The following is a 25,666-nucleotide window of genomic DNA, read 5'->3' as shown; positions in this document are numbered from 1 at the left end:
CCCTACGACCGGCATGTATAGTCATAATATGACTATTGCTAATGAGACTACTGAAGTGCTGGTGGTCGGCGGCGGGCTCGTCGGGCTGGCCACCGCGGTCTTCCTGGGCGAGCTCGGCGTCCGGACGGTGCTGGTCGACCGGCACGCCGGCGCCTCGATCCAGGGGCGGGCCCGGGGCATCAACCAGCGGACGATGGAGCTCTACCGGGCCGTCGGGCTCGAGGCGGAGATCCGCGCCGCGGGCCGGCCGTTCGCGGACGACTGGGGCGTCGCCCGGTGCGAGACACTCGCCGGTGACTGGCACTGGCTGTTCGCCGACGACGCCCCGAAGGCGTGGCCGGACCTGAGCCCGTCCGAGTTCTGCCAGGCCGACCAGAGCGCGATCGAGCCGATCCTGATCGCGGCCGGCCGCACCCGCGGTACGTCGTACCGCTTCGGCACCGAACTGGTGTCCCTGACTCAGGACGAGGACCGGGCGACCGCGGTACTGCGCGACCTCGCGACCGGGGCAAATTCCACAGTCGAGGCGCGGTACGTGGTGGCGGCCGACGGGCAGCGCAGCCCGATCCGCGAGCAGCTGGGCATCCCGCGGACCGGCCCGGGCGTCATCCAGCACTCGGCGAGCATCGTGTTCCGGGCAGACCTCGCACCGTACGTACCCCGTCGGGCGCTGTTCTGGATCATCGCGAACGACGCGGTCGGTGCCGGACTGGTGACCACCGCGGAGCCCGGCCGCTGGAGCCTCAACGTCGCCTACGATCCGGCAGCCGGTCAGTCGCTCGAGGACTTCACCACCGAACGGGCGATCGCCGCGGTCCGCGCGGCGGTCGGTGTACCGGACCTGGCGGTGGAGATCGAGGACGTGGCCGGCTGGCAGCAGACGATCGGCCTGGCCGACCGGTACCGCGCCGGTCGGGTCTTCCTGGCCGGCGACGCTGCGCACACCTGGCCGCCCGCCGGTGCCATGGGCGCCAATACCGGCGTTCAGGACGGGCACAACCTGGCCTGGAAGGTGGCCGGGGTGCTGCGCGGGTGGGCAGGTGAGAGGCTGCTCGACAGCTACGAGGCGGAACGGCGTACGGTCGCGGCCGAACTGTCGGACCTGATCGTGAAGAGGCAGCTGAAGCGCATCGGTACGACGGTCGAGGACGACACGACCGACGACCAACTCTGGACGCTCGGCCAGCGCTACCGGTCCGACGCGGTCGCCGGCGCCGACCACACGACGGTCTTCGGCGACACGCTCGACCGGACGGTCCGCCCGGGCTGCCGCGCGCCGCACGTCTGGATCGACAACCAGATCTCGACCCACGACCTCTTCGGTCGGAGCTACGTCCTGTTCGCTCCGACGGACCCGCAGCCCTGGCTCGACGCGATCCGCCAGGTGCAGCCGACGATGCCTGTCGAGGGGTACCGGATCGGCACCGAACCGCGGTGGAGCAGCTACGGCCCTTCGCCACTCGTGAGCCTGATCCGTCCTGACGGCTATGTCGCGTGGACGGGAACCGCCCCGGAGCACCTCGCCGGCGTGATGCCGTCGTTGCTGGCTCTCGATCGGTAGGTCGCGCCCCGATGGCAGGATGACGTCATGGCACGAGCGGCGAGCAGCGACCGGGAGTCAGCGGACCACGAGCAGGACGCGACGGTACGACGCTCGCCGCTCGCGATGGCCGTGCTGGTACTGCTGACCGGGCACCCGCAGCACCCGTACGGACTGCGGCAACGGATCCGGGAGTGGCAGAAGGACCAGGTCATCAACGTCACCCAGGCGAACGCGATCTACCAGACGATCGGCCGGCTCGAACGCCACGGGCTGATCGAAGCGGTGGAGACCGCTCGGGAAGAACGCCGACCGGAGCGCACCCTCTACCTGACCACCGACCGCGGACGGCAGCTGTCCCGGCGATGGGTGCGGGACCTGCTCAGTACGCCGATCAACGAGTACCCGAGCTTCCCGGCCGCCCTCTCCTTCGCCTCGGCACTCCCGCACGACGAAATGGTCACCGCGCTCGTCGAGCGGCTGCGAACCGCCGAACGGCAACTGGTCGCCTTCGACGCCGCCACCGAGGAGGGGCTGGCCGCGGCCGACCGGTCGCCGAGCCTCCTGGACCTGGCGGACCACGAGTACCGGCGGGCGATGGCCGAAGCCGAACTGACCTGGCTCCGCGGCTTCCTGGACCGCATCACCGGCTAGACAAACAGCGGGCGATGCGGTCCTCGCCGGCGCTACTTCGCGCCGGCGTTGGTCATCTGGCGGAGCTCCTTCTTGAGCTCGGAGATCTCGTCGCGGAAGCGGGCCGCGACCTCGAACTGCAGCTCGGCAGCCGCGTTGTGCATCTGGTCGGTGAGCTGCTGGATCAGGTCCGCCAGGTCGGACGACGGTAGGCCACCGGCCAGCTCCTTCGCCTTCTCCCCCGCCCGGTCACCGGCACGGCCCTTGCCGCCGCCGGGCACCGGGGCCTTGCCGCGGGACTGGGTGCGGCCGGAGCCGAGCAGCTCGGCGGTGTCCGCGTCCTCGCGGGCCAGCATGTCGGTGATGTCCGCGATCTTCTTCCGCAGCGGCTGCGGGTCGACCCCGTGTTCCTCGTTGTACGCGATCTGCTTCGCGCGCCGCCGGTTCGTCTCGTCGATCGCCTGCTCCATCGACGGGGTGATCTTGTCGGCGTACATGAACACCTGGCCGGACACGTTCCGGGCGGCCCGGCCGATGGTCTGGATCAGCGACCGGCCCGACCGCAGGAAGCCTTCCTTGTCCGCGTCCAGGATCGCGACCAGCGACACCTCCGGCAGGTCCAGGCCCTCCCGGAGCAGGTTGATGCCGACCAGTACGTCGAACTCGCCCATCCGCAGCTCGCGGAGCAGCTCGACCCGGCGCAGCGTGTCCACCTCGCTGTGCAGATACCTGGTCCGGATCCCCATCTCCAGCAGGTAGTCGGTCAGGTCCTCGGACATCTTCTTGGTCAGCGTGGTGACCAGCACCCGCTCGTCGCGCTCGACGCGGACCCGGATCTCGTGGATCAGGTCGTCGATCTGCCCCTTGGTCGGCTTCACGATCACCTCGGGGTCGACCAGACCGGTCGGCCGGATGATCTGCTCGACGAACCCGTCGGACTTGTCCTGCTCGTACTGCCCCGGGGTGGCGGACAGGTAGACGGTCTGGCCGATCCGCTCCAGGAACTCCTCCCAGCGCAGCGGCCGGTTGTCCATCGCGGACGGCAGCCGGAATCCGTGCTCGACCAGCGTCCGCTTCCGGGACATGTCGCCCTCGTACATCCCGCCGATCTGCGGGACCGTCACGTGCGACTCGTCGATGACCAGCACGAAATCCTCGGGGAAGTAGTCCAGCAGGCAGTGCGGCGCGGTCCCCGGCTCGCGGCCGTCGGTGTGCCGCGAGTAGTTCTCGATCCCGGAGCAGGTGCCGATCTGGCGCATCATCTCGATGTCGTACGTCGTACGCATCCGCAGCCGCTGCGCCTCCAGCAGCTGCCCGTTGCGCTCGAGCTCCGCGAGCCGCTCCTCCAGCTCCGCCTCGATCGAGGTGATCGCCCGCTCCATCCGCTCCGGCGCGGTCACGTAGTGGGTGGCCGCCCCGATGTAGACCTCGTCCTCCTCGGACAGCACCTCGCCGGTCAGCGGGTGCAGGGTCATCACGCGCTCGATCTCGTCACCGAAGAACTCCACCCGGACCGCGAGCTCCTGGTACACCGGGAAGACCTCGAGCGTGTCGCCGCGGACCCGGAAGGTGCCCCGGGTGCCGGCCAGGTCGTTGCGTGCGTACTGCACGCCGACGAGCTTGCGGAGCAACCCGTCGCGGTCCATCTCGGTGCCGACCTTCACGTGGATCATCCGGTTCAGGTACTCGTCGGCGGAGCCCAGGCCGTAGATGCAGGAGACGGTGGCGACCACGATCACGTCGCGGCGGGTCAGCAGCGACCAGGTCGCGGAGTGCCGGAGCCGCTCCACCTCCTCGTTGATCGAGGAGTCCTTCTCGATGTAGGTGTCCGTCTGCGGGACGTACGCCTCTGGCTGGTAGTAGTCGTAGTACGACACGAAGTACTCGACGGCGTTGGCCGGGAAGAACTGGCGCAGCTCGTTCGCGAACTGGGCGGCGAGGGTCTTGTTCGGCTGCAGGATCAGCATCGGCCGCTGGATCTTCTCGGCCAGCCAGGCGACGGTCGCGGTCTTACCCGTACCGGTCGCGCCCAGTAGCACGACGTCCTGCTCGCCGGCGTTGATCCGCCGCTCGAGGTCCGCGATCGCGGCCGGCTGGTCACCCGCCGGCTCGAAGTCCGACACCACTTTCAGCGGGGCGACCATCCGCTGGAGATCCGACACCTGTCTCATGCCCTCCACCGTACGGCCGCCCGCCGACAGTTTCTAAAACACACCCGCCGAGCGGGGCGGGTCAGAAGCTCTTGATCAGGCTGGCGTTCATGTACTGGAGCTCGTTCACCCGGCGCTTGTACACCCGGGTCTCGAGGGCCGCGTCGGTCGCCGTGACCCGGTCGAACTGGTCCTGGTACGCCGTCACGAAGCCCTGCATCGCGACGTGCCGGCCGTCCTTCGACACCCAGTCACCGGTGTAGGTGAGCGCGTAGCAGGTCTTGATGTTCGGGTTCGCCGGCTTGCACTCGGCGCCCTTGCCGATCCGGACGCCCTGCATCCCGTTCGACTCGACGTCGACCAGGTGCTCGGCGAAGCCCTTCGCGTCGTACAGCGTGGTCTGCCGGACCCAGTAGTACCCGTCGATCAGGCCGCGGGCGTTGAACTGCTGGAGGATGTAGTTCTTCCCGGCCTTGGTCTTGTCCCAGTCCGGGAGCCAGCCCTTGGAGGGCGTGAACCAGACGCCGTACCCGACCTCGACCCCGACGTCGTTCGGCCCCTTGGAGTCGTTCGGGGTCGGCGTCGGTGACGGTGTGTACATGGTGCCGAGCGGCTCCGGCGACTTCTCCGCGGCGGTCTTGCCGTCGTCCTTGCCGGTCACCAGCAGGACGACGCCGACCGCGACCAGCAGCACCGCGACGATCGCGCCGGCCATGATGATCCACGGCAGCTTGCTCGACTTCGGCGGATGGTTCGGGCGCGACGGGCCGGGTCCCCAGCCGCCGGGGGCCGGGGCGGGGGCCGGCGGCGGGCCCGGCGGTGGACCGTACTGCTGACTCATGGTTGTTCCTCGCGGTAGTTCTGGGGACACGAGCTGCTGCTCAGAGGCTGTCGATCACGGACTTCTTCATGGTCGCGGCGTCCGCCTCGGCCTTCGGGGCGAAGTCGGCGTTGGTCCGGAAGTCCAGCGCGGTGACCACACCGTCCTTGCGCCGGTACACCTCGATGGAGCCCTTGACCTTCGTCTCGGCACCGTTCTTCGTGAAGGTGGAGGTGTAGTCGATCGCAACGCACTCCACCAGGACGTCCTTCGGGCACGGCAGGTTCCGTACGCTGCCGAGCTCGGTGATCTCTTTCTCGGTCTCACCCTCGACGATGCCCATCAGGTACGCGTTCGCCGTCACGTCGCGCTTCTGGCGGACCCAGAAGAACGCCCGTGCAGCCCCCGCGTCGCCCGTGCTGCCGGGCGGATAGATCGCCAGCTGCTTGCCGGCCTTCTCCTTCGTGTACAGCGTCCAGCCCTGGGCCGGGACCACCGACACCCCGAAGCCCACCGGGATCGCGTTCGACGGCGGCTGGTACGACGTCTTCGGCGCGGCCGGCGTACTGACCGGGGTACTCGGCGGGTTGTCCGGGCCGGCCTTGTCGTCGCCGCCGGACAGCGCGACCAGCACGATCGCGACGATCACCACCACCAGCAGGCCGGCTCCGATCGGGATCAGCAGCGGCGGGATGCTCGGGCGCTTCTTCTGCGGGGGCGGACGGCGCAGCGACGGCGGGCCCACCTTGTCGCCCCAGGACGACGAGGTCTGCGTCGCCGGACCGGAACCCGGACCGCCCGGGCCGGCGGGACCGCCCGGGCCGTTCGGGTCGTTCGGCGGGTTGGGTCCGGGCGCGGCAGAGCCGCCCCACGGTGACGGGGGCGGCTGCACCTCGAGGTTCCAGGGCGACGGCGGAAGCTGCTCCTCCGGCTCGTCGCTCTGGACCTCGTCCGGTCCCGGCTGGTTGACCCAAGGGTTACCGGCAGGACCCTTGTCGCGCTTTCCGCTCACTGACTCTGGACCACCGACTTCAGCATCGCCGTCGAGTCCGGGTCGAGCGTGGCGAGCTTGTCCTTACGCCCGTACGCCTGCGCGACCGTGATCACGCCGTCGTTGCGCTCGATCACCGCGACGAACCCGACCACCGCGAAGCTGCCGCTCTGCGAGGTCGTGACGCCGGAGTACGCCTGCGACATCAGAACCTTCACCGGCGTCTTGTCGTCCGGACCCGGCTTCGCGGTCTTGACCTGCTTGGTCTGCACCGAGGACAGCGACTTGGTGTTGGCCTTGACCACGTCGGCCAGGATCGACTCGCTGGACTCGCTGGTCTTCGCCGCCGCGACCATGAACAGGCCTTCGCCCTGCTTGACCAGGAACACGCCCTTGTAGCCGTCGAGGCTCTGCCGGACGTAGCCAGGCTGCGGCTTCACGTAGATGCCCTCGGCAACCGCGATGCCCTCGTCGCTGCCGGTGCTCGGCTGGTTGGTCGGCTGCGCGGTCGGCTCGGCCGTGGGCTCGCCGGTCGGGTTCGCGGTCGGCTCACCCGTCGGCCCGTCGGTCGGGTTCGCCGTCGGCGCGGACGAGGTGGTCGGCGTCGGGTCGGCCGTGTCGTCGTTGCCGCCCTTGAAGATCAGCGCGAGGATCACGCCGATGATGGCGACCGCGGCGAACGCACCGCCGGCGATCAGCAGGGTCTTGCTGTTGCCACCACGCCGAGGAGGCTGCTGACCGCCCCACTGCTGGCCACCGTACTGCTGCTGCTGACCCGGGAACCCCTGCTGGTACTGCTGCTGGCCGGGGTAGCCCTGCTGCGGCTGCTGATACTGCTGCTGGCCAGGCTGGCCAGGCTGCCCCGGGAACGACTGCTGCCCCGGCTGCTGACCCTGCTGCTGGCCTGGTTGCTGGCCCTGCTGCGGGTACTGACCGCCGTACCCGGGCTGCTGCTGGTACTGCCCCGGCTGCTGCGGCTGACCGTACCCAGGCTGCTGCTGGCCAGGCTGCTGGCCAGGCTGTTGTGGAGGCTGTTGAGGAGGCTGCTGCTGTCCGTAACCAGGCTGCTGTCCCGGCTGGCCGCCGTACGGCGGTTGTCCGCCCTGGCCGCCGTACGGCGGTTGCTGCTGGTTGCTCATGCCTGCGTCTCTCCACTCGTCGCAGCGGTCGGTGCGGTCACCCCGCGCGCGGACTTCGGTACCGAACGCACCGAGTTGCCGCAGGCGGAGCAGAAGTCGGACTGCGGGAGCAGCGGCATCTCGCAGCGCGAGCAGAACGCCAGCTCACCGGACGCATGGTTCGAACCGCCACGCGCGGCCGACTCCAGCGCCGCTTCCAGGAGACCCGTGTGCAGCACGGTCCGGACCCGGATGATCAGCGCGCCGAGCAGCAGCACGCCCCAGACGACGCCGAGCACCGCGCCGATCGTGGAGCCGCGGCCGCCGACGAAACCGAGCAGGTAGATCCCGCCCTGGAACAGCGCGTTCACCGCCATCGCCTGCAGCAGGCCGCCGACCCAGCGCGGCGTGAAGCCGTCGTACCCCTCGCCCAGGCCGGAGAACTCCGCACCCGCGAGACCGGTCGCCGAGCCGTACACCAACGGCTTGACGAAGCCGTGCAGCACGACGATCGAGATCCACGTCCCGGCACTGCTGCCCGGACCGGCGAAGCCGCCGTTGATCCAGCCCCAGTGCAGCACCAGCGTCTCGAAGCAGGCGTACCCGACGCCGGCGACGACGCCGAACGTGAACCCGTCCATCAGGTCGTCGTAGCGCGGCCGAGAGGCCAGGTAGAGCGGGCCGATCTGCCGGATCAGCTCGGACACCACCGGCACCAGCAGGAGCAGGATCAGCAGGTCCCGGAGCGACGGTCCGGCGCTGTTGCTGCCGAGCGAGTCGAGCGACAGGCCGATCTTGTCCGACCAGATCCAGGTGAACAGCCAGGCGAGCAGCCCGGTCAGCACGAAGGCCGCCGCGACCACCGGGATCGGCTCGTCCTCCCAGAGGTTCACGTCGTACAAGTAGATGATGTAGACGATCGGGATCGCGAAGGCCGCGATCATGATCGCCACCGGGAGCGCGCCGAGCGCGGCCGTCACCACGGTCAGCAGCAGGGCGATGCCGAGCGCGACCTTGTAGGTGTACGGCTGCTTGCCGGATCCCTGCGGCATGATCGTCGAGACAAGTTTGAAGGACGCCACCGGCTCATCGGGCCTGGCGGCGTACGCGTTCTTCCGCTTCGAGTCCCCGGTGCGCATGTCGTTGCCACAGTGGTGGCAGAAGTGCGACACATCGGGGACGTCAGAGCTACAGCGCGGGCAGACCACGCCATCCTCCCAACCTCGGACGTCCGGACCGGTGCGGGCTGCACCGGCCGGGTCCGGCCCCGAACGGTGCGGGCCGGACCGGGACAGATTCTCGTACAGGGGGTCCCGGGAGCATCATTTCCCGCGCAGGGGTCACCTTTTCGTGTCCGGACCGTGCCTTAGCCGGTGCTCGAACGTTGCCCACAGCTCGTCCAGGCGCCGATCCAGGTCGTCGAGGCTCCCGGAGTTGTCGACCACGACGTCGGCGACCGCCAGCCGGTCCGCTCGGGACGCCTGGCTGGCGATCCGCTGCTCGGCCTCCGCGGCGGCCATCCCGCGCTGCGCGGTGAGCCGTTCGACCTGGACCTCGACCGGTACGTCGACCACCAGCACCAGGTCGAACCGGTCCGCCTGGCCGGTCTCCACCAGCAGCGGGATGTCGTGGACGACGATCGCGTCGCTCGCCGCGGCCGCCTCGATCTCGGCGGCCCGGGCCCGGACCCGCGGGTGGATGATCGCCTCGAGCTTCCGTCGGGCGGCCTCGTCGCCGAACACGATCTTCCCCAGCGCCGGCCGGTCCAGCTCGCCGTCGGCCGTCAGTACGCCGTCCCCGAACGCCGCCACCACCTCGGCCAGTCCGTCGGTTCCGGCCGCGACGACCTCCCGCGCCAGGAGGTCGGAGTCGATCACCACAGCCCCACGATCAGCCAGCCGCGCCGACACCGCACTCTTCCCGGACCCGATCCCGCCGGTCAGTCCCACTCTCAACACCCCAGCACCCTATCCAGCCCGCCGGCCCGGACGTGCGAAACCCCCGCACCCGGAGCCGGGTGCGGGGGTTTCGAAGGGTCGAACTGATCAGCCCTGGCCGGTCAGCTTCTCGCGGAGCGCCTGCAGCGCCTCGTCGGAAGCGAGCGCACCCTCGACGGGAGCGTCGTCCTTCGGGGCAGCGGCCGAGGAGTACGACGATGCCTCGCCGGCCTCCACGTCGGCCGTCTTGGCCTCCTCGATCTGCTTCTTGTGGGCCTCCCAGCGCGCGTGGGCCTCGGCGTACTGCCGCTCCCACTCCTCACGCTGCTTGTCGAAGCCCTCGAGCCACTCGCCCGTCTCCGGGTCGAAGCCCTCCGGGTAGATGTAGTTGCCCTGGTCGTCGTACGTCGCCGTCATGCCGTAGAGCGTCGGGTCGAAGTCGTCCGAGACCGGGTCGACACCCTCGTTGGCCTGCTTGAGCGACAGCGAGATCCGGCGCCGCTCCAGGTCGATGTCGATGATCTTGACCATGACGTCGTCGTTGACCTGGACGACCTGCTCCGGGATCTCGACGTGCCGCTCGGCCAGCTCGGAGATGTGCACCAGACCCTCGATGCCCTCCTCCACGCGGACGAACGCACCGAACGGAACCAGCTTGGTGACCTTGCCGGGCACGATCTGGCCCATCTGGTGGGTCCGGGCGAACTGCTGCCACGGGTCTTCCTGGGTCGCCTTCAGCGACAGCGAGACGCGCTCGCGGTCCATGTCGACGTCCAGCACCTCGACGGTGACCTCCTGGCCGACCTCGACGACCTCGGTCGGGTGGTCGATGTGCTTCCAGGACAGCTCCGAGACGTGCACCAGGCCGTCCACGCCGCCGAGGTCCACGAACGCACCGAAGTTGACGATCGAGGACACGACGCCCTTGCGGATCTGGCCCTTCTGCAGCTGGGTGAGGAAGTTCATCCGCACCTCGGACTGCGTCTGCTCCAGCCACGCCCGGCGGGACAGGACCACGTTGTTGCGGTTCTTGTCCAGCTCGATGATCTTCGCCTCGATCTCCTGGCCGACGTACGGCTGGAGGTCGCGGACCCGGCGCATCTCGACGAGCGAGGCCGGCAGGAAGCCGCGGAGGCCGATGTCCAGGATGAGACCACCCTTGACGACCTCGATGACGGTTCCGGTGACGACGCCGTCCTCTTCCTTGATCTTCTCGATCGTGCCCCAGGCCTTCTCGTACTGGGCGCGCTTCTTCGAGAGGATCAGACGGCCTTCCTTGTCCTCCTTCTGGAGAACCAGGGCCTCGACGTGGTCGCCGACGTTGACGACCTCGTTCGGGTCGACGTCGTGCTTGATCGACAGCTCGCGGGAGGGGATCACGCCTTCGGTCTTGTAACCGATGTCGAGCAGGACCTCGTCCCGGTCGACCTTGACGATGGTGCCCTCGACGATGTCGCCGTCGTTGAAGTACTTGATGGTCTGATCGATCGCCGCGAGGAAGTCTTCCTCCGACCCGATGTCATTGACCGCTACCTGCGGGGTGGTGCGAACTGCGGGGTCGAGGGGAGCCTCGATGCTGGCCGTCATGTGGTGGGTTGCTCCGTGGACTGGTGGTGTTGTGCGGTCGCGTCATGAACCGTTGGATCGCACCAAACCGCGGGATTGCCAGAAGACGACAGATTCACCACCGAGCTGCTGCGAGTCACGAGCCTGCTCCGTCCGAGGTCGCGCGGGCCCATAGCGCATCTCACAGAATACCGGTCTTGACTCGGACAGCACAACCTGGGGCACCCGGCATCACCGGCCGCCCGCCGAGGTCTCCCGACGTGCCCGACAACTACAGCTGATCTCAATGTACGACGTCCAGGTCCGGGCGGCCGCCGGCGAGCGTGCCCGTGTCCGCCATCCGGGAGACCAGGCGGTGCGCGCGGGCCGCGATCTCGTGCTCGGCCGCCCGCCCGGCCAGGTCGAGCAGCGCCCACAGATCGGCCGCCCGTCCGCGGTCGACGAGCCGGTCCCCCAGCCCCATCGGGCGCAGCGCGGCCAGAACGGCGCCCGCGAGCACCTTGTCCTCGGAGAACCGCAACAGGTTGCCGACGTCGGCGTACGGCGATCCCACGTGGCTGAACTCCCAGTCGATCAGGCCGGTGATCCGCACGGTGTCCGGGTCGACGAGCAGGTTCTTCGGGTTGAAGTCGCTGTGCACGAGGCAGAACCGGTCCACGCCGCCGGCCAGCAGCTCCTCCGCCTCGTCGATCACGTCGGCGAACCCGTCGGCGAGCCCCAGCCGGAGCCCCGCGACGTACTCCACGAGGTCACCCGTCCCGAACGGCTCGACCCCGAGCTCGTCGTCGCGGAACATGCCCGGCCGCAGGAACGGCATCCCGCTCAACCTCGCCAGCAACTCCCCCAGCTGGGTCCCGACCGTCCGGCGCTGCTCGTCGGAGGCCGTCTCCAGGAACACCTGCAGGTTCACCCCCGGCAGCCGCTCGGTCAGCAGGTACGGCGGCTCCTCGTACGACCCGTCGCGCTTGAGGTCCAGCACCCGCGGCACCGGCAACAGCCCGCGGACCAGCTCGAGCAGCGCGGCGTCCACCGCGGCCCGCCCCGGATCGTTGGCGTAGAACTTGATGACCGCGTCCTCGCCCCCGGCACTCACCGCGAACGTCTGCCCGCCGTACCCACCGGCGAGCGGAACAGCACTGGCTGCGAAGTCGACCATGGGTCCGACACTAGAGTGTGCGGCGTGAACGAGCCGGTACGGGTTGAGCTGACGGAAGCGCAGACGTCGCGGGCCAGCCGTACCTATTGGAACGAGGTCGCCGACGAGTACCTCGCGGAGCACGGCGAATTCCTCGGCGAGGACCGGTTCGTCTGGTCGCCGGAGGGGGTCGACGAGGCGGACGCGCGGCTGCTCGGGCCGGTGCGCGGCCGGCGGGTGCTGGAGGTCGGGTGCGGCGCCGCGCAGTGTTCGCGGTGGCTGGTGACGCAAGGCGCCGACGTGGTGGCGTTCGACATCTCGGTCGAGCAGTTGCGGATCGCGAAGACGCTGGACGAACGCACCGGCACCGCGGTCCGCACGGTCGCCGCGGACGCCGTCGCGCTCCCCTACCGTGACGCCGCGTTCGACATCGTCTGCTCGGCGTTCGGCGCGCTCCCGTTCGTGGCCGACGTCGGTACGGCGTTCCGCGAGGTCGCCCGCGTCCTGCGGCCGGGTGGACTGCTCGTGTTCTCGGTGACACACCCGTTCCGCTGGACGATGCCCGACGACCCGTCGGCGGCCGGGCTGCGCATCACCCACTCGTACTTCGACCGCACGCCGTACGTCGAGGTCGACGACTCCGGTACGCCGGTCTATGCCGAGCACCACCGCACCACCGGCGACTGGATCCGCGCGCTCACCGGCGCGGGCTTCGTCGTCGACGACCTGCTCGAGCCGGAATGGCCGGCCGGGCACGACCTGATCTGGGGCGGCTGGGGGCCGGTCCGCGGCCCGCTCGTCCCCGGCACGGCGATCTGGACGGCCCACAAACCATGAAGGACACCCGGTTCCCGGCAGTCGACGGCCTGCGGGTGATCGCCGCGCTCGCGGTGGTGATCTCACAGGTCGGTCTGCACACGCACGCACCGTTGGCCGGTGTTGTGTCGCGGCTGGACGTCGGCTGGGCGATCTTCTGCGCGCTGTCCGGCTTCCTCTTGTACCGGCCGCACGTGCTGGCGTGGTTCTCGGGCACCCTGCCCCCGCTGACCCTGCCCTACCTCCGGAGCCGCGCCCTACGCATCCTCCCGGCGCTACTGGTCGCGGTGCTGCTGTCCATAGTCTTCGTCCCGCACCCCGCGACGGCGTACCTGCGCTGGGCCGCATTCACACCGCTCCCGTTCTACCTACTCCTCCCTGGCCTCGGCCGGCTGCTGACCGGGTACGAACGCCCCACCCGGCGCAGTGTGCGCTGGCGGCTCCTCGTCCTGGTCGCGCTGACCGTTCTCGGACCTGTGTGGATGGCCGCCGTCACGGCCACCGGCCACCCGGACGCCGGTCTCTGGCTGCCCGGGTACCTCGGCTGGTACGCCGTCGGTATGGGTATGGCGCTGTGGCAAGTCGCCCGCGCCACCGGGCGACTCGGCCCCTCCACGCTCGATACGCTGACCAGGGTCCCCGGCACGCTCTGGGGTATCGCGGCAGCCCTCTTGCTGATCGCAGCCACCCCGATCGCCGGCCCGTACGACCACTCGACACCCACACCGGCGCAGGCGTTGGTCAAGAGCCTGCTGTACACGGTTGCCATCGCCTGCACGCTCTTCCCGGTCCTGACACCAAGCGCGAGGACTGTCCGCGTTCTCGGCGGTCGACCCGCGCAGATCGCCGCACACCTCTCGTACGGCGTCGTCGTGTACCAGTTCGTCGTACTAGGGCTGCTGCGCGGACCGTTCGCCGTACAGCTCCCTCTGATGTTGCTAGGGGCCGTAGCGCTCGCAGCAGTCAGCTACCGCCTTCTGGAGCGTCCCGTCTTGGGGAAGAAGACGCCCACGGCCAAGACGGACAGCAGCGCGACCAGCCCGAGCAGCAGCGCCGCCCGGTAGGTCCTGTCCGGCATGAAGCGTGCCGTGACGACCTGCTCCTGTCCGGCCGGAAGCAGCCAGCCCTGCTGCCAGCCGCCGACGCGGATCGGCGTCAGCTTCAGGCCGCTCCCGTCGTACGCCTCCCAGCCCTCGTCGTAGTTCTGCGCCACCACCAGCACGGACTGCTCGTCCGCACCGGGCACCTCGACCGTGAGCTCGGTGGGGTTCGACCGCCACACGTCCACGCCTTGGATCGGCTGAGCCTTGACGTCACCGAGCCCGGCCTTCGCCAACGTCGTCTCGATCGGCACCAGCCCACCGTTGGACTGCACTTCCACTTGGTGCTGCCCGGACCGCAGCGGGACCGCCTCCAACGAGCCGCACAGACTGAACGACACCGGCTGCCGCAGGAGCAGCTGCTGCATCGTGGCCGCGACCTGTGTCCGCAGCGGTACGCCGTCCACGCGGACCGCCGGCCCGTTACCGCAGTACGCCGGAACGTGCCGCTTCGGGTCGACCGCCTTCCGCAGCTCGTCGGCGCCGAGCACTTCCACCTCGGAGACGCCGACCGGGCTGGTCCGGGCGTCCTGCAGCGGCTTGGTCGCGGTGAAGTCGATCTTCACGGTCCGGGTGTGCCGGGTCGGGAACCGGACGTACCCGCCGGCATCGACAGTCGCGTTCACCGGCGTGCTGTTGTCGAAGTGCAGCGTCACCGCCGCGGGCCGCGACCCGTTCAGGTACGCGTCCGCCTGGAACCGCAGCCCGTGCACGTCCCTCGCGGTCGGCAATGTCAGCGTCAGGCTCGGCCTCGGGTCGTCCGACGCCGCGAGCCAGCCCGTCCCGGTGGAGCGATCGACCGCCGCACCGGGCCGGCCCTCGGGCGCGGCGATCGCCCGCGACGACGCGGTCGCGGTGATCGCGCCCGGCACGGTGAGCAATTGCTCGAGGGTCTCGCCGTCCTTCGCCAGCGCGGTCCCGCGCAACTCGTACGACGCGGCCTCCGGGATGCGGATGGCCCGGGACAGCCCGTTCGGCTCGGCGGAGTTCTCCGCCTGCTCCGGGCTGCACAGGGCCCGCGCTCCCAGATGCAGACAAGCGGAGCGCCCGATCTGCTTGTTCCGCAGTACGACGGCACTCGGCTCCTGGTCGTTGTCCCGGCTGTCGGTCTCGACCAGCGGCAGTCCGTCGACCTTGCCGCCCGCGTCCGCCCGCAGTACGGCGGCTCCTTGGCCGCCCAGTGCGGTCACCACCGTCGGTACGTCGTCCGCGCTGCCGTCGACCGCGACCAGCCGGGACCGCGGGATCAGCCGCCCCGGAGTGGTGGCGCCGACGTCGTAGATCTCCACGCTCGGGTACGGCAGCCGGGTCTCGCCCGCGGGGCCGAAGTACGCGACCCGCCCGATGCCGGCGTCGGCCAGGCTCTCGTGGATCGCGAGCGCCGGCGTAGCGTCCGGCAGATCGTTGCGCACGACAACGTAGCGGACGCCGTCCCGGGTCAGCTCCTGCCGCAGCGTCTGGTCGCCGACGCCGGAGTCCACGCGGTTCCACAGGTCGTCGGTGAGCGCAGCCATCGGCCGCTTCACCAGAGCGGCCAATGGCTCGTTGGAGGTCGACAGGACGAGCACACTGCCCGGCGCGGACTGGCCATCGAGCCAGCCAGCCGCCCGCTCCCAGTGCTTCGGTATCGCGGCGAACGCGCCGGCGGGCTGCATCAGGATCACCGGAAGAGCAGCAGCCGCGGCGAGGCTGGTGATCAGGACAGGGACAACGCGACGGTTGATGCCGCGTGACACGGAAAGCGTGGTCAGCCGCGGCAGGTAGTGCGCCGCCGCGAGCGCGAGCGGTAGAGCGACGACGGTGCCCGCCACAGGCAACCACCGTGGCCCTGGCGGAGCAGCGCCGTACCGGATGAGCATCAGGAGCGGCACGAGCCACCAGATCGACGCGGCCACCACAAAGCCGAGCCAGACGAGTGTCAGCTTCACCCGTGCTCGCAGCACCAACCACAGCGCGGCCAGGACGAGGACGGCCGCGTTTCCGGCCGGGCTGGCGCCACCGATCAGTGCGAAGGCGACAGCCGACCAACTGGCCCGCCACCAACCGGAACGGATGCGTGGTGAGACAAGCGGCAGCAGTACCCATGGGGCCATGGCCATCGGCCACACCTCGATGGGAAGCTCACCGAACGCCCGTGGCACCAGCGCGTACAGCAGGCCGACCGCGAAGCGCGTCCAGGGCACGCCGTACTGCAGGACGTTGCAGAGCTTCCAGATACCGAGGAACGCGACGCACAGCACCAGCGACCACCAGAGGCGCTGGATGATCCAGTCCGGCACCGACAGCGTGTCCAGCAACCAGTGGAACGGCCCCATCGGCAGCAGGTAACCATAGGCGTCGCTCTGCAACTGGCCGAACGCCGTGTGCGGGTCCCAGAGGTGCATGGCCCGCGACAGGAAGCCGCCCGGTCCGGCAGTCAGCTCGAGCTTGCGGTCCGGCACGACCAGGCCGGGAGCGTGCTGGAAGCAGAGGGCGATCAGCGCCAGGCAGCCCAGAACGAGCCGTGCCCGCCAGACGACCTGTTCGGAACTCCCTGCTGTCAGCCTCCTCACCGGCGGGACATTAACGGATCCGGCGGCTCCGCAGTGGCATCGTTGCCGTACCGTGAGGTCGGGCAAATCTCACACCAGTACCGTTTTCGCCACCGATCGAGCCGAGGCAGCACGCATGACTTCTGGCACCACTCCGGCGCCGCAACCGCAGGCTCCCCGTAAGAGCTTCCTGCGCAGTGCCACGGTCGTCGCGGTCGCGATGGCGATCATGAACGTGGCGGCGTACGGCTTCACGCTGATCGGGTCCCGGCGGCTGATGCCGGAACAGTTCGGCGCGATCACCGCGCTGCTCGGCCTGCTGCTGATCGGGAACGTCGCGTCCCTCGGCCTACAGGCCGCCGGCGCCCGGCAGCTCGCCACCCACACCGGGGACGGCGCCGCCACGCTCGCCGACGCGATGCTGAAGGCCGGCCGACGGTCGGCGCTCGCGCTGACGGTGCTCTGCCTGGTGCTGACGCCGGTGTTCATGTGGCTGCTGCACGTCGACTCGGTCATCGCGATCCTGCTGCTGGCCCCGACGCTCGGCGGCCTCACGCTGATGGGGTCGCAGCTCGGCATCCTCCAGGGCAGCCACCGCTGGACCGAACTGGCCGCCGTCTACACCGCGGCGGGCATCGGCAGGCTGGTCCTCGGCGGCGGCGCGCTGATCATCCACCCGTCCCTCGACTGGGCCATGGCCGGCCTCGCGGTCGGCGCCGCCGTACCGGCCGTCCTCGGCCAGTTCTTCCTCCGCGGCTCGGGCGGAGCGGCCGGCAAGGACATCAAGGAAGTACTGCGGGAGACCGTGCACGGCACGCACACCCTGCTCGCCTTCTTCGCGCTGGCGAACGCCGACGTGCTGTTCGCCAGGGCGCTGCTCGACGAGAAGGACAGCGGGTACTACGCGGCCGGGCTGATCATCGCGAAGGCCTGCCTGTTCCTCCCGCAGTTCGTGATCGTGCTGGTGTTCCCGTCGCTGGCGAACTCCCCTGGCGACACAGTCCGGCTCCGCCGGGCGATCTTCGCTGTCGCCGGCCTCGGCGCGTGTGCGGTCGCCGGGACGCTGATCCTGCCCGGAATCGTGGTCGAGGTGATCGGCGGCAAGGAGAAGTACGCCCCGCTCGGCCCGTACACCTGGCTGTTCGCCGTCGCCGGTTCGGCGTACGCCGTACTGCAGCTCGTCGTGTACGCCGCGATCGCGCAGCAGGAGAAGCGCGCCGCGCTGGTGATCTGGCTCGGGCTCGTCGTACTCGCGGTCGCCGCCGGGATCGTGCTCGGCACCGGCATCGCCGGCGGCCTGACCGGCGTGAAGGTGCTGGCCGGCATGACCAGCACCTGCGCGCTCCTCCTGTCCGGCGCACTCGCCACCGGACTGCACCGGCAGTCCAGCTGACTCACCAGAGGCTGGACCTGGCGAACCGCCGGGCGAAGGTGTTCGCCAGCACCAGCAACACGAGCCCGATCACCGATCGGAACAGCCCGATCGCGGTCGCATAGCTGAACTGCGGAACCGCCGACGCCAGACCGATCTTGTACACGTACGTGTCGATCACCTCGGCCACGTCCAGGTTCAGGTTGTTCTGCATCAGCAGCACCTTCTCGAACCCGACCGACAGGATCGAGCCGATGTTCAGGATCAGCAGGATCACCGCCACCGGCACGATCGCCGGCAGGTCGATGTGCCACATCCGCCGCAGCCGGGACGCCCCGTCGACGATCGCCGCCTCGTGCAGCTCCGGCGGCACGCTGGTCAGCGCGGCCAGATAGATGATCGCCGAGAACCCCATCGTCTGCCACGCCCCGGACCAGACGTACAGGTGCCGGAACAGTCCGGAATCGCCCATGAAGTCGACCGGCCCGAGCCCGAACAGCCCGAGCAACTGGTTCGCGACGCCGGTGTTCGGGTTGGTCAGGACGACCAGCAGGCCGACGACGACCACCGTCGAGATGAAGTGCGGCGCGTACGTGATCAGTTGCGCCGACCGGCTGAACCACTTCTTCCGGACGGTGTTCAGGCAGAGCGCGAGGATGATCGGCAACGGGAACGTCGCGAGCAACTCGTACACGTGCAGGAACACCGTGTTCTTGATCAGCCGCCAGAACTGGTAGGACTCCACGAACCGCTCGAAGTGCTTGAACCCGACCCACGGGCTGCCCCAGATCCCGGACACCACGTTGTAGTCCTTGAACGCGATGATCACGCCGTACATCGGCCAGTAGGCGAAGACCGCCAGCCAGATCAGCGGCAGGGCGAGCATCGCGTACAGCTGCCAGTTGCGGCGCATCCGCAGCCCCAGTCCGACCGACGACTTCGCGGTCCGGTCCCGCTTGTGGGTGGCCGCCGTCCGGGCGGCGTTCAGTGTCGTCATGCGGTCATCCCTTCAGGGAGCCGATCATGGCCCCCTTGACGAAATGCTTCTGGACGAACGGGTAGACCAGCAGCGGCGGGATCATCCCGATCACGATCAGCGAGTACTTCAGCTGCTGCTGCAGCTCCTTCAGCTGGATCAGCTTGCTGGTGTCCGGCATCTGCGACGGGTCGATCTTCGACTGGATCAGGATCTGCCGGAGGATCACCTGCAGCGGGAACAGGTGCTCGTTGGTCAGGTAGATCAGCGCGTTGAAGAACGAGTTCCACTGCCCGACCGCGTAGAACAGCAGGTTCACCGCGATGATCGGCTTGCTCAGCGGTAGCACGATCCGCCAGAAGAACCCGAAGTCGCTGCAGCCGTCGACCTTGCCCGCCTCGACCAGTTCCTCGGGAATCGTCACCATGAAGTACGTCCGGGTGATGATCACGTTCCAGACCGCGAGCGCGGCCGGCAGGATGATCGCCCAGCGGGTGTTCAGCAACCCGAGCTTGTCGACCACCAGGTACGTCGGGATCAGCCCGCCGCTGAACATCATCGTGAACACGAACGCCGCCATGATCAGGCCCTTGCCCGGCAGGCCCTTCCTGGACAGCGGGTACGCCGCGAGCAGCGTGAGGACCGTCGCCACCACGGCTCCGACGACCGCGTAGTACACGGAGTTGCCGAAGCCGCTGACGATGGATTTGTAGTCGAAGACCGCCTTGTACGCGTCCAGCGTGAAGCCGACCGGCCACAGCCACACCTCGCCCGCGGCGACCTTCTTCGTGTTGCTGACCGACGCGCTGAGCACGTAGACGATCGGGTAGAGGACGGCGAGACAGAACAGGCCCAGCGCCGTGTAGATGCAAGCCGAGACGATCTTGTCCGAACGGGTGTCCTGGGTGGCAGTGGCGCTCATGAGTTGTACGTCTCGTAGGCGGCCTGCTGCAGGTCGAGGTACGGCTTCACGCCGATCTTCGCGACCCGGTCCTTGTAGTCGTTCCACGCGCCGTCGTCGTTCGGGTCGAGCTGGCCGGTGACGAACCGGGACAGCGACTGGGAGACCTCGTTCTTCAGGTTGGTTTTCAGCTCGGCCTCCTGCGCCGCCTGGTCCTGGTCGAGCGTGACCGGCGGGAACTGCATCTCCTGCGGCTGCTTGTACGGGAAGTAGCTGTCGACGGTCTGCTGGTACAGCGGCTGCTCGAACGTCAGGTCCTTCGGGTTCACCTTCTCGCCGAGCCGGAAGTCCTGGGACCGGTACATCGCGTTGTCCTGGCTCCAGCTCGGGTTCTTCGCGGTGTTCCAGGTCGCGTCGAACCCATAGATCGCCTGTTTGCCGTTGATCCCCAGTTCGCCCTTCTTCGCCCACGCGAACTGCGGGCCGCCGTACGCGCGCAGGATGGCCTCGAGCTCCATCTGGGCGTCGGCCCACATCACCATCAGCTCCGGCTTGGCGCACTTCTTGGTGATCACGAGCTTGGCCACGTCCACGCCGACGCCGAGGTAGTTCCAGGCGGCGTACCGGACCTTGTTCGGGCCCTCCAGCGGCGGGATCGCCTGGTACTTGCGCCAGCGCGCGTTCGGGTCCTTCTGGTCGATGTCGACGAAGCCGCCCCAGTAGTACGAGCGGGCGCCCCCGATGATCGGCTTGCCCGGCGAATTCCCGTAGCGCTCCATCTGGTCCTGGTCGGCGGTGAACACGTCCTTGTTGATCAGCCCCTCGCGGTAGAGCCCGTGCAGGTACTTGAGACCCTCGCGCCACTCGTCCTTGTCGAACGTGACGTCGACCTTGCCGTCGTTCACGACCAGCCACGGGTCGCCCGGGTTGTAGAGGAACGCGTTCATGAAGTACGAGTCCAGCGCGGCGTCCTTGTAGCCGGCGAACGGGATCGTCTTGCCGTTGCCGCCGAGGTCGGCCTTCTTGAAAGCGCGCAGCACCTCGCGGAACTCGTCGGTGGTCTTCGGAACGTCCAGGCCGACCTGCTGCAGCCAGTCGGTGTTCAGGAACGTCCGGCCGTTGCTGGCCCGGCAGTGGTAGCAGTCGTTGATGCTCGGGAACGAGTAGATCTTCTTGTCCGGCGCCTGCACCAGTTTGCGGGTGTCCGGGTAGTCCTTCATCGCCTGCTGCAGGTTCAGCGCGTACGCGCCGATGTACTGGCCGACGTCGGTGAACAGGCCCTGCTGGCCGTACAGGAACAGTTGCGAGCGGGTGAACGAGACGCCCATGAACGCGTCCGGGATGTCGCCGGCCGCGATCATCGCGTTCACCTTGGTCATGATGTCGTCGGCGGTGCCGCCGATCTGGTTCCACTCGATGTGGACGTTCGTCTTCTGCTCCAGCCATTTGGTGAAGGCGTTGGTCTTCCAGTCCCCGATCGTCACGTCCTGCGGTACGACGATCTTGAACGTCACCTTCTCGCTGGTGAGCGGCTTCAGCGCGCGGGCGACCGGGCCGACGTACCCCTCCGGGTACTGCACCGTGGCGAGCTTCGGGCCGAGCGTGACGCTCGGGACCACGTCACCCGCGCCCGCTGCCGCGCTGCCTGCGCTGCCACCGCCGCTGCAGGCGCTGAGCAGGCCGCCGGCGGCTGTCGCCGCTGTGAGCCCGAGGGCGCCGGACAGCAGTGACCGGCGGCTGACTCCCGGGCGTGCGTGATCGTTCGACATGGTTCCTCCAAGGCGGCTGGGTCGGAACAAAGACGAAATATCCGATAGCAATATCCAATAGGATCTCGGATCTTGCCCGGGAGAATGACATAGAAAGTGAGTTGACGGAAGAGGTCGCCGACCACTGACCGGGATCGGTTGGTGACTGTCGGTATCTTGCGCGTAAGCGTTTACTGCTTGCGATTCCGGGCCCGACTTTCTTGCGTCAAGTAACCCGTCTCGAGGGGGTCGATAGGGTCGGGGCATGCCGACACCGAAGTTCATCCTCGACCTGCGCGAGAAGATCGGGCACGACCTGCTCTGGCTGACCGGGCTGAGCGCGGTGGTGCTCAACGACCAGGACGAGGTGCTGCTGGTCAAGCGGGCCGACAACGGCCGATGGAGCCTGATCGGCGGGATCCTCGAGCCGGGCGAGGAGCCCGCGGTCGCCGTCGTCCGCGAGATCCAGGAGGAGACCGCGGTCGAGGCCCGCGTCGACCGGCTGCTCAGCATCGAGGCCACGCCGCCGGCCGCCTACCCGAACGGTGACCGGGTCCAGTTCCTCGACCTCTGCTTCAGCTGCCGGCCGCTCGGTGGCGAGGCCCGGGTCAACGACGACGAGTCCACCGACGTCCGCTGGTGGCCGCTCGACGCCCTGCCCGACCTGACCGACGGGGAGCACCTCCGCCTCCGGCGCGCCCTCTCCCCCGCCGACCAGCCGGTCTACGTCACCGCCGCAGACTGACCTGCAGGTCGCGTAGCCAGCGCGCGCTGACCGCCGGCTCCCGGACCAGCAGCTCCGCGAGCCGGCGCCGTACCTTCGGCGTCCGCGCGGCCGCGACCAGCTTCACCGCCTCGGCCAGCGCCATCCGCGTCTTCTCGTCCCGGCGCGGGTCCGCCACCTCCGGATCGGTCCAGCGGGTCCGGCGGAACGAGGCGGCGGTCTTGTACTGGTAGTCGCCGAAGTACGACCAGATCCGGGCGTCCAGCGACACGTTCCGGATCGCCGACGCCGGCAGCTCCGCCGCGAACCCGGCGTGCTGCTGCCAGCGCCAGGTGTTCGGGCTGGTCTTCTTCCGGGCCGTGATGCCGACGAACCGCACCTGCCGCCGGATCACGTCCCACTGCGCGCGCTCGTCGTCGGCCCACCGGCGCAGCACGGCGTACAGGTTCTCGAACGTCGATCCCTCGTGGACCAGGTCGACGAACACCGTCGGCCGCCCGCGCATCAGCTCGGCCGGCGCCAGCCCGTCCGCGGCCAGGTTCGTCCGGAGCTGCCGCAGCTCACCGCCGGTGAGCGCCTGCCCGTCCGACCCGAACAGCGACAACGGCAGCGGATGCAGCCGCGAGCTCCACTCCGTGTCCGCCAACGCCCCGCTCAGCAGATCGAACAGGCTGTCCACCGACCGCCCGACGAAGTACAGCTCACCGTTGCCGCACTGCCCCAGCACCCGCGCCGCGCAGCGGATCAGGTCGTCGAGGAAGAACAGCTCCCAGATCTGGACGTCGTCGAGCAGCGAGCCGAGGTTGTCCGGCCGGATCAGGTCCCAGCGGAACGGCCGGTTCGCCTCCATCAGGTCAGTGCGCGGCCTCGTGCCAGGTGCGGCCGATGCCGACCGAGACGTCCAGCGGAACGGCCATCTCGACGGCGTGGCCCATGTCGTGGCGGACCAGCTTCTCCAGCGCCTCGCGCTCACCGGGGGCGATCTCGAAGACGAGTTCGTCGTGGACCTGGAGGAGCATCCGGGACTTCAGGCCGGACTCCCGCAGCGAGGCGTCCACCTTCAGCATCGCCATCTTGATCACGTCCGCCGCCGAACCCTGGATCGGCGCGTTCAGCGCCATCCGCTCGGCCATCTCGCGGCGCTGCCGGTTGTCGCTGGTCAGATCCGGCAGGTAGCGCCGACGCCCCAGGATGGTCTCGGTGTACCCGGTCTTGCCGGCGTCGATCACGATCGACCGCAGGTAGTCCCGAACCCCGCCGAAGCCCTCGAAGTACTCGTCCATCAGGCCCTTGGCCTCGTCGACGCCGATCTTCAGCTGCTGACTCAGCCCGTACGCCGACAACCCGTACGCGAGGCCGTAGTTCATCGCCTTGATCTTCGCGCGCTGCTCCTGCGTCACCGCGGACGGCTCGACCGAGAACACCCGGGACGCGGTCACCGAGTGGAAGTCCATCCCGGAGTTGAACGCGTCGATCAGGCCCTGGTCCTGGGACACGTGCGCCATGATCCGCATCTCGATCTGGCTGTAGTCCGCCGACATCAGCGACTCGTTGCCCTCGCCGACCACGAAGGCCTGCCGGATCCGGCGGCCCTCCTCGGTCCGGATCGGGATGTTCTGCAGGTTCGGCTCGGTGGAGCTCAGCCGGCCGGTCGCCGCGATCGTCTGGTTGAACGTGGTGTGGATCCGGCCGTCGCGCGGGCTGATCGTCTTCAGCAGACCCTCGACGGTCTGCCGCAGCCGGGTCGCGTCCCGGTGCGCCAGCAGGTACGCCAGGAACGGGTGCTCGGTCTTCTCGAACAGCGCCTGCAGCGAGTCCGCGTCGGTCGTGTAGCCGGTCTTGGTGCGCTTGGTCTTCGGCATCTGCAGCTCGTCGAACAGCACGACCTGCAACTGCTTCGGCGACCCGAGGTTGATCTCCTTGCCGATCACCTCGTACGCCGACGCCGCCGCCTCCCGGACACCGGTCGCGAACCGGTCCTCGAGCTGCTCCAGGTACGGCCGGTCGACCGCGATCCCGTCCCGCTCCATGGCCGCGATCACCTGGATCAGCGGCAGCTCGACGTCCGCGAGCAGCGCCGTACCCGCCTGCTTCTCGAGCTCGGCGTCCAGCGTGTCGGCGAGGTCCGCGATCGCGCGGGCACGCAGCATCGTGTGGTCGGCCGCCGGGCCGCCCTCGACGTCGTCGAAGCTCAGCTGCCCGTTGTCCGCCTCCTCGTTGCGCAGCTCGCGCTTGAGGTACCGCACGGTCAGGTCGGCGAGGTCGTACGCGCGCTGGTCCGGGCGGACGAGGTACGCGCTCAGCTGCGTGTCGGAGCTCAGGCCCCCGAGGGTCCAGCCGCGCTCGAGGAACCCGAGCAGCGGCCCGTTCACGTCGTGCAGCGCCTTCGGCACGGCCGGGTCCGCGAGCCAGGCCTTCCAGGCTTCGGCGTCGTCGGCGGTCAGCGCCTCCGGGTCGAACCAGGCCGCCGCACCGGTGGTGTTCGCCAGCGCGAGCCCGGTGATCTGCCCGGTGCCGCCGCCCCAGCTGCCCTGCACCGCGATGCCGACCCGATCGCCGCCGCTGACGTGCTCCTTCAGCCAGGCCGCCAGCTCACCCGGCTTCAGCTGGGCGCCGTCCAGGTCGAAGCCGTGGTCGACCGTCGCGTCGACCTCCTCGTGCTCGGCCACCAGCCGCTCGCGCAGCACCCGGAACTCCAGGCTGTCGAACAGCGTGTGCACCTTGTCCCGGTCCCAGGCGACCCGGGCCAGGTCGTCGACCGAGACGTCCAGGGTCAGGTCCCGGACCAGTTCGTTGATCTGCCGGTTCCGGATCACGTCGGCGAGGTGCTCGCGCAGCGACTCGCCGGCCTTGCCCTTGATCTCGTTCACCCGGTCGACCACGTCGTTCAGCGAACCGAACTGGTTCAGCCACTTCGCCGCGGTCTTCGGGCCGACGCCGGGGACGCCCGGCAGGTTGTCGCTCTGCTCCCCCACCAGCGCGGCCAGGTCCGGATACAGCCGGGGGCCGACGCCGTACTTCTCCTCGACCGCGGCCGGGTCCATCCGGGCGATCTCGGAGACGCCGCGCTTCGGGTACAGCACCGTGATGTTCTCGTTGATCAATTGGAACGAGTCCCGGTCGCCGCTGCTGATCAGCACCTCGAAGCCCTGCTCGTCGGCCTGCGTCGCGAGCGTCGCGATGATGTCGTCGGCCTCCCAGCCGTCGATCTCCGTGGTCGGGATCCGGAGCGCCTCCAGCACCTCCTTGACCAGCGAGATCTGGCCCTTGAACTCGTCCGGCGACTTCGACCGGCCGGCCTTGTACTCCGTGTACTGCTCGGAGCGGAAGGTCTTCCGGGACACGTCGAACGCGACGCAGATGTGGGTGGGCTGCTCGTCGCGGAGCATGTTGATCAGCATCGAGGTGAACCCGTACACCGCGTTGGTGTGCTGCCCGGTGGTGGTGGAGAAGTTCTCCACCGGGAGCGCGTAGAAAGCCCGGTACGCCAGCGAGTGCCCGTCCAGCAGCAGGATCCGCGGCCGGCCCGTGCCCGGGGTCGCGGAGTCCTTGGTCATGGTGTTCGTTTCTGCAGCCACACACCGACTCTAGTGGGTCCCACGGACAGT

Annotated in this window: 20 protein-coding genes; 6 read left to right on the top strand and 14 right to left on the bottom strand. The window is 69.0% G+C overall.

The window, feature by feature from the left end:
• The first annotated feature begins 28 nt into the window (after positions 1-28).
• Both AB0M51_RS05650 and AB0M51_RS05645 read left to right on the top strand, forming a co-directional pair.
• Positions 29-1,561, top strand: a complete 1,533-nt coding sequence (locus tag AB0M51_RS05650) for an FAD-dependent monooxygenase (RefSeq protein ID WP_363748193.1) — start codon at positions 29-31, stop codon at positions 1,559-1,561.
• Between the two features lie 27 nt (positions 1,562-1,588).
• A complete protein-coding gene (locus AB0M51_RS05645; protein ID WP_363748191.1) occupies positions 1,589-2,194 on the top strand; it encodes a PadR family transcriptional regulator in 606 nt (201 codons plus the stop codon).
• A 32-nt stretch (positions 2,195-2,226) separates the two neighbouring features.
• Here the strand turns inward: AB0M51_RS05645 and uvrB are convergent, their stop codons facing one another.
• From uvrB to AB0M51_RS05605, 8 genes are all read right to left on the bottom strand, one after another.
• Positions 2,227-4,344, bottom strand: a complete 2,118-nt coding sequence (gene uvrB, locus AB0M51_RS05640) for an excinuclease ABC subunit UvrB (protein ID WP_344196984.1) — start codon at positions 4,342-4,344, stop codon at positions 2,227-2,229.
• Between the two features lie 61 nt (positions 4,345-4,405).
• A complete protein-coding gene (locus AB0M51_RS05635) occupies positions 4,406-5,164 on the bottom strand; it encodes a hypothetical protein (RefSeq protein ID WP_344196986.1) in 759 nt (252 codons plus the stop codon).
• A 40-nt stretch (positions 5,165-5,204) separates the two neighbouring features.
• Positions 5,205-6,155, bottom strand: a complete 951-nt coding sequence (locus AB0M51_RS05630) for a hypothetical protein (protein WP_363748188.1) — start codon at positions 6,153-6,155, stop codon at positions 5,205-5,207.
• The gene (locus AB0M51_RS05625) at positions 6,152-7,273 is read right to left on the bottom strand and encodes a PT domain-containing protein (protein WP_363748186.1); all 1,122 of its coding nucleotides are present in this window, start codon (positions 7,271-7,273) and stop codon (positions 6,152-6,154) included. The genes AB0M51_RS05630 and AB0M51_RS05625 overlap by 4 nt, the downstream gene beginning before the upstream one ends.
• Positions 7,270-8,391 carry a PrsW family glutamic-type intramembrane protease gene (locus AB0M51_RS05620; protein ID WP_344196992.1) on the bottom strand — a complete coding sequence of 374 codons (1,122 nt, stop codon included), beginning with the start codon at positions 8,389-8,391 and terminating at the stop codon, positions 7,270-7,272. The genes AB0M51_RS05625 and AB0M51_RS05620 overlap by 4 nt, the downstream gene beginning before the upstream one ends.
• Positions 8,392-8,592: 201 nt before the next feature.
• Positions 8,593-9,210: a dephospho-CoA kinase gene (coaE, locus tag AB0M51_RS05615; protein ID WP_363748184.1), complete on the bottom strand. Its 618-nt coding sequence runs from the start codon at positions 9,208-9,210 to the stop codon at positions 8,593-8,595.
• 87 nt (positions 9,211-9,297) lie between these two features.
• Positions 9,298-10,776: a 30S ribosomal protein S1 gene (gene rpsA, locus AB0M51_RS05610; protein WP_344196996.1), complete on the bottom strand. Its 1,479-nt coding sequence runs from the start codon at positions 10,774-10,776 to the stop codon at positions 9,298-9,300.
• A 262-nt stretch (positions 10,777-11,038) separates the two neighbouring features.
• Positions 11,039-11,911, bottom strand: coding sequence for a phosphotransferase (locus tag AB0M51_RS05605; protein WP_363748182.1), 873 nt, complete (start codon positions 11,909-11,911; stop codon positions 11,039-11,041).
• Between the two features lie 24 nt (positions 11,912-11,935).
• On the opposite strand from AB0M51_RS05605, the gene AB0M51_RS05600 reads away from it, so the two are divergent.
• Together AB0M51_RS05600 and AB0M51_RS05595 are read left to right on the top strand one after the other, a co-directional pair.
• The gene (locus tag AB0M51_RS05600; protein WP_363748180.1) at positions 11,936-12,727 is read left to right on the top strand and encodes a class I SAM-dependent methyltransferase; all 792 of its coding nucleotides are present in this window, start codon (positions 11,936-11,938) and stop codon (positions 12,725-12,727) included.
• On the top strand, positions 12,724-13,770 hold the full coding sequence (locus tag AB0M51_RS05595) for an acyltransferase (RefSeq protein WP_363748178.1): 1,047 nt from the start codon (positions 12,724-12,726) through the stop codon (positions 13,768-13,770). The genes AB0M51_RS05600 and AB0M51_RS05595 overlap by 4 nt, the downstream gene beginning before the upstream one ends.
• Here AB0M51_RS05595 and AB0M51_RS05590 read toward each other — a convergent pair.
• The gene (locus tag AB0M51_RS05590) at positions 13,674-16,358 is read right to left on the bottom strand and encodes an alpha-(1->3)-arabinofuranosyltransferase family protein (protein WP_363748176.1); all 2,685 of its coding nucleotides are present in this window, start codon (positions 16,356-16,358) and stop codon (positions 13,674-13,676) included. The two genes, AB0M51_RS05595 and AB0M51_RS05590, sit on opposite strands and share 97 nt — an antisense overlap.
• Positions 16,359-16,473: 115 nt before the next feature.
• Here AB0M51_RS05590 and AB0M51_RS05585 point away from each other — a divergent pair, with 115 nt between their 5' ends.
• Positions 16,474-17,730: a polysaccharide biosynthesis protein gene (locus AB0M51_RS05585; RefSeq protein ID WP_363748174.1), complete on the top strand. Its 1,257-nt coding sequence runs from the start codon at positions 16,474-16,476 to the stop codon at positions 17,728-17,730.
• A 1-nt stretch (position 17,731) separates the two neighbouring features.
• On the opposite strand, the gene AB0M51_RS05580 is transcribed toward AB0M51_RS05585, so the two are convergent.
• Genes AB0M51_RS05580 through AB0M51_RS05570 form a run of 3 tightly spaced genes read right to left on the bottom strand, consistent with a single transcriptional unit; the run spans position 17,732 to position 21,355 of the window.
• Positions 17,732-18,706: an ABC transporter permease subunit gene (locus tag AB0M51_RS05580; RefSeq protein WP_344197008.1), complete on the bottom strand. Its 975-nt coding sequence runs from the start codon at positions 18,704-18,706 to the stop codon at positions 17,732-17,734.
• 4 nt (positions 18,707-18,710) lie between these two features.
• Positions 18,711-19,607, bottom strand: a complete 897-nt coding sequence (locus tag AB0M51_RS05575) for a carbohydrate ABC transporter permease (protein WP_344197010.1) — start codon at positions 19,605-19,607, stop codon at positions 18,711-18,713.
• Complete coding sequence (locus tag AB0M51_RS05570) at positions 19,604-21,355, bottom strand: hypothetical protein (protein ID WP_363748172.1); 1,752 nt, start codon at positions 21,353-21,355, stop codon at positions 19,604-19,606. Before AB0M51_RS05570 ends, AB0M51_RS05575 begins: the two co-directional genes overlap by 4 nt.
• A gap of 244 nt (positions 21,356-21,599) precedes the next feature.
• Between AB0M51_RS05570 and AB0M51_RS05565 the strand changes: the two genes are divergently transcribed.
• A complete protein-coding gene (locus AB0M51_RS05565; protein WP_344197013.1) occupies positions 21,600-22,079 on the top strand; it encodes an NUDIX domain-containing protein in 480 nt (159 codons plus the stop codon).
• Here the strand turns inward: AB0M51_RS05565 and AB0M51_RS05560 are convergent.
• A complete protein-coding gene (locus tag AB0M51_RS05560; RefSeq protein ID WP_344197014.1) occupies positions 22,063-22,908 on the bottom strand; it encodes a hypothetical protein in 846 nt (281 codons plus the stop codon). The genes AB0M51_RS05565 and AB0M51_RS05560 overlap by 17 nt on opposite strands.
• A 4-nt stretch (positions 22,909-22,912) precedes the next feature.
• The gene (polA, locus tag AB0M51_RS05555; protein ID WP_344197150.1) at positions 22,913-25,615 is read right to left on the bottom strand and encodes a DNA polymerase I; all 2,703 of its coding nucleotides are present in this window, start codon (positions 25,613-25,615) and stop codon (positions 22,913-22,915) included.
• Positions 25,616-25,666 lie beyond the last annotated feature (51 nt).

The organism is Kribbella sp. NPDC051137 (assembly GCF_040682535.1).
Lineage (GTDB): Bacteria > Actinomycetota > Actinomycetes > Propionibacteriales > Kribbellaceae > Kribbella > Kribbella karoonensis.
The sequence above is the reverse complement of the archived record's forward strand: the minus strand, read 5'-3'. Positions and strand labels throughout refer to the sequence as shown.

Bases quoted from the DNA above. Each gene is read 5' to 3' on its own strand.
- AB0M51_RS05625 (WP_363748186.1), bottom strand. From the start codon at position 7,273: ATGAGCAACCAGCAGCAACCGCCGTACGGCGGCCAGGGCGGACAACCG.
- polA (WP_344197150.1), bottom strand. From the start codon at position 25,615: ATGACCAAGGACTCCGCGACCCCGGGCACGGGCCGGCCGCGGATCCTG.
- AB0M51_RS05585 (WP_363748174.1), top strand. From the start codon at position 16,474: ATGACTTCTGGCACCACTCCGGCGCCGCAACCGCAGGCTCCCCGTAAG.
- AB0M51_RS05560 (WP_344197014.1), bottom strand. From the start codon at position 22,908: ATGGAGGCGAACCGGCCGTTCCGCTGGGACCTGATCCGGCCGGACAAC.
- AB0M51_RS05575 (WP_344197010.1), bottom strand. From the start codon at position 19,607: ATGAGCGCCACTGCCACCCAGGACACCCGTTCGGACAAGATCGTCTCG.
- rpsA (WP_344196996.1), bottom strand. From the start codon at position 10,776: ATGACGGCCAGCATCGAGGCTCCCCTCGACCCCGCAGTTCGCACCACC.
- AB0M51_RS05645 (WP_363748191.1), top strand. From the start codon at position 1,589: ATGGCACGAGCGGCGAGCAGCGACCGGGAGTCAGCGGACCACGAGCAG.
- AB0M51_RS05635 (WP_344196986.1), bottom strand. From the start codon at position 5,164: ATGAGTCAGCAGTACGGTCCACCGCCGGGCCCGCCGCCGGCCCCCGCC.
- uvrB (WP_344196984.1), bottom strand. From the start codon at position 4,344: ATGAGACAGGTGTCGGATCTCCAGCGGATGGTCGCCCCGCTGAAAGTG.
- AB0M51_RS05565 (WP_344197013.1), top strand. From the start codon at position 21,600: ATGCCGACACCGAAGTTCATCCTCGACCTGCGCGAGAAGATCGGGCAC.
- AB0M51_RS05570 (WP_363748172.1), bottom strand. From the start codon at position 21,355: ATGTCGAACGATCACGCACGCCCGGGAGTCAGCCGCCGGTCACTGCTG.
- AB0M51_RS05650 (WP_363748193.1), top strand. From the start codon at position 29: ATGACTATTGCTAATGAGACTACTGAAGTGCTGGTGGTCGGCGGCGGG.
- AB0M51_RS05605 (WP_363748182.1), bottom strand. From the start codon at position 11,911: ATGGTCGACTTCGCAGCCAGTGCTGTTCCGCTCGCCGGTGGGTACGGC.
- AB0M51_RS05620 (WP_344196992.1), bottom strand. From the start codon at position 8,391: ATGCGCACCGGGGACTCGAAGCGGAAGAACGCGTACGCCGCCAGGCCC.
- AB0M51_RS05580 (WP_344197008.1), bottom strand. From the start codon at position 18,706: ATGACGACACTGAACGCCGCCCGGACGGCGGCCACCCACAAGCGGGAC.
- AB0M51_RS05595 (WP_363748178.1), top strand. From the start codon at position 12,724: ATGAAGGACACCCGGTTCCCGGCAGTCGACGGCCTGCGGGTGATCGCC.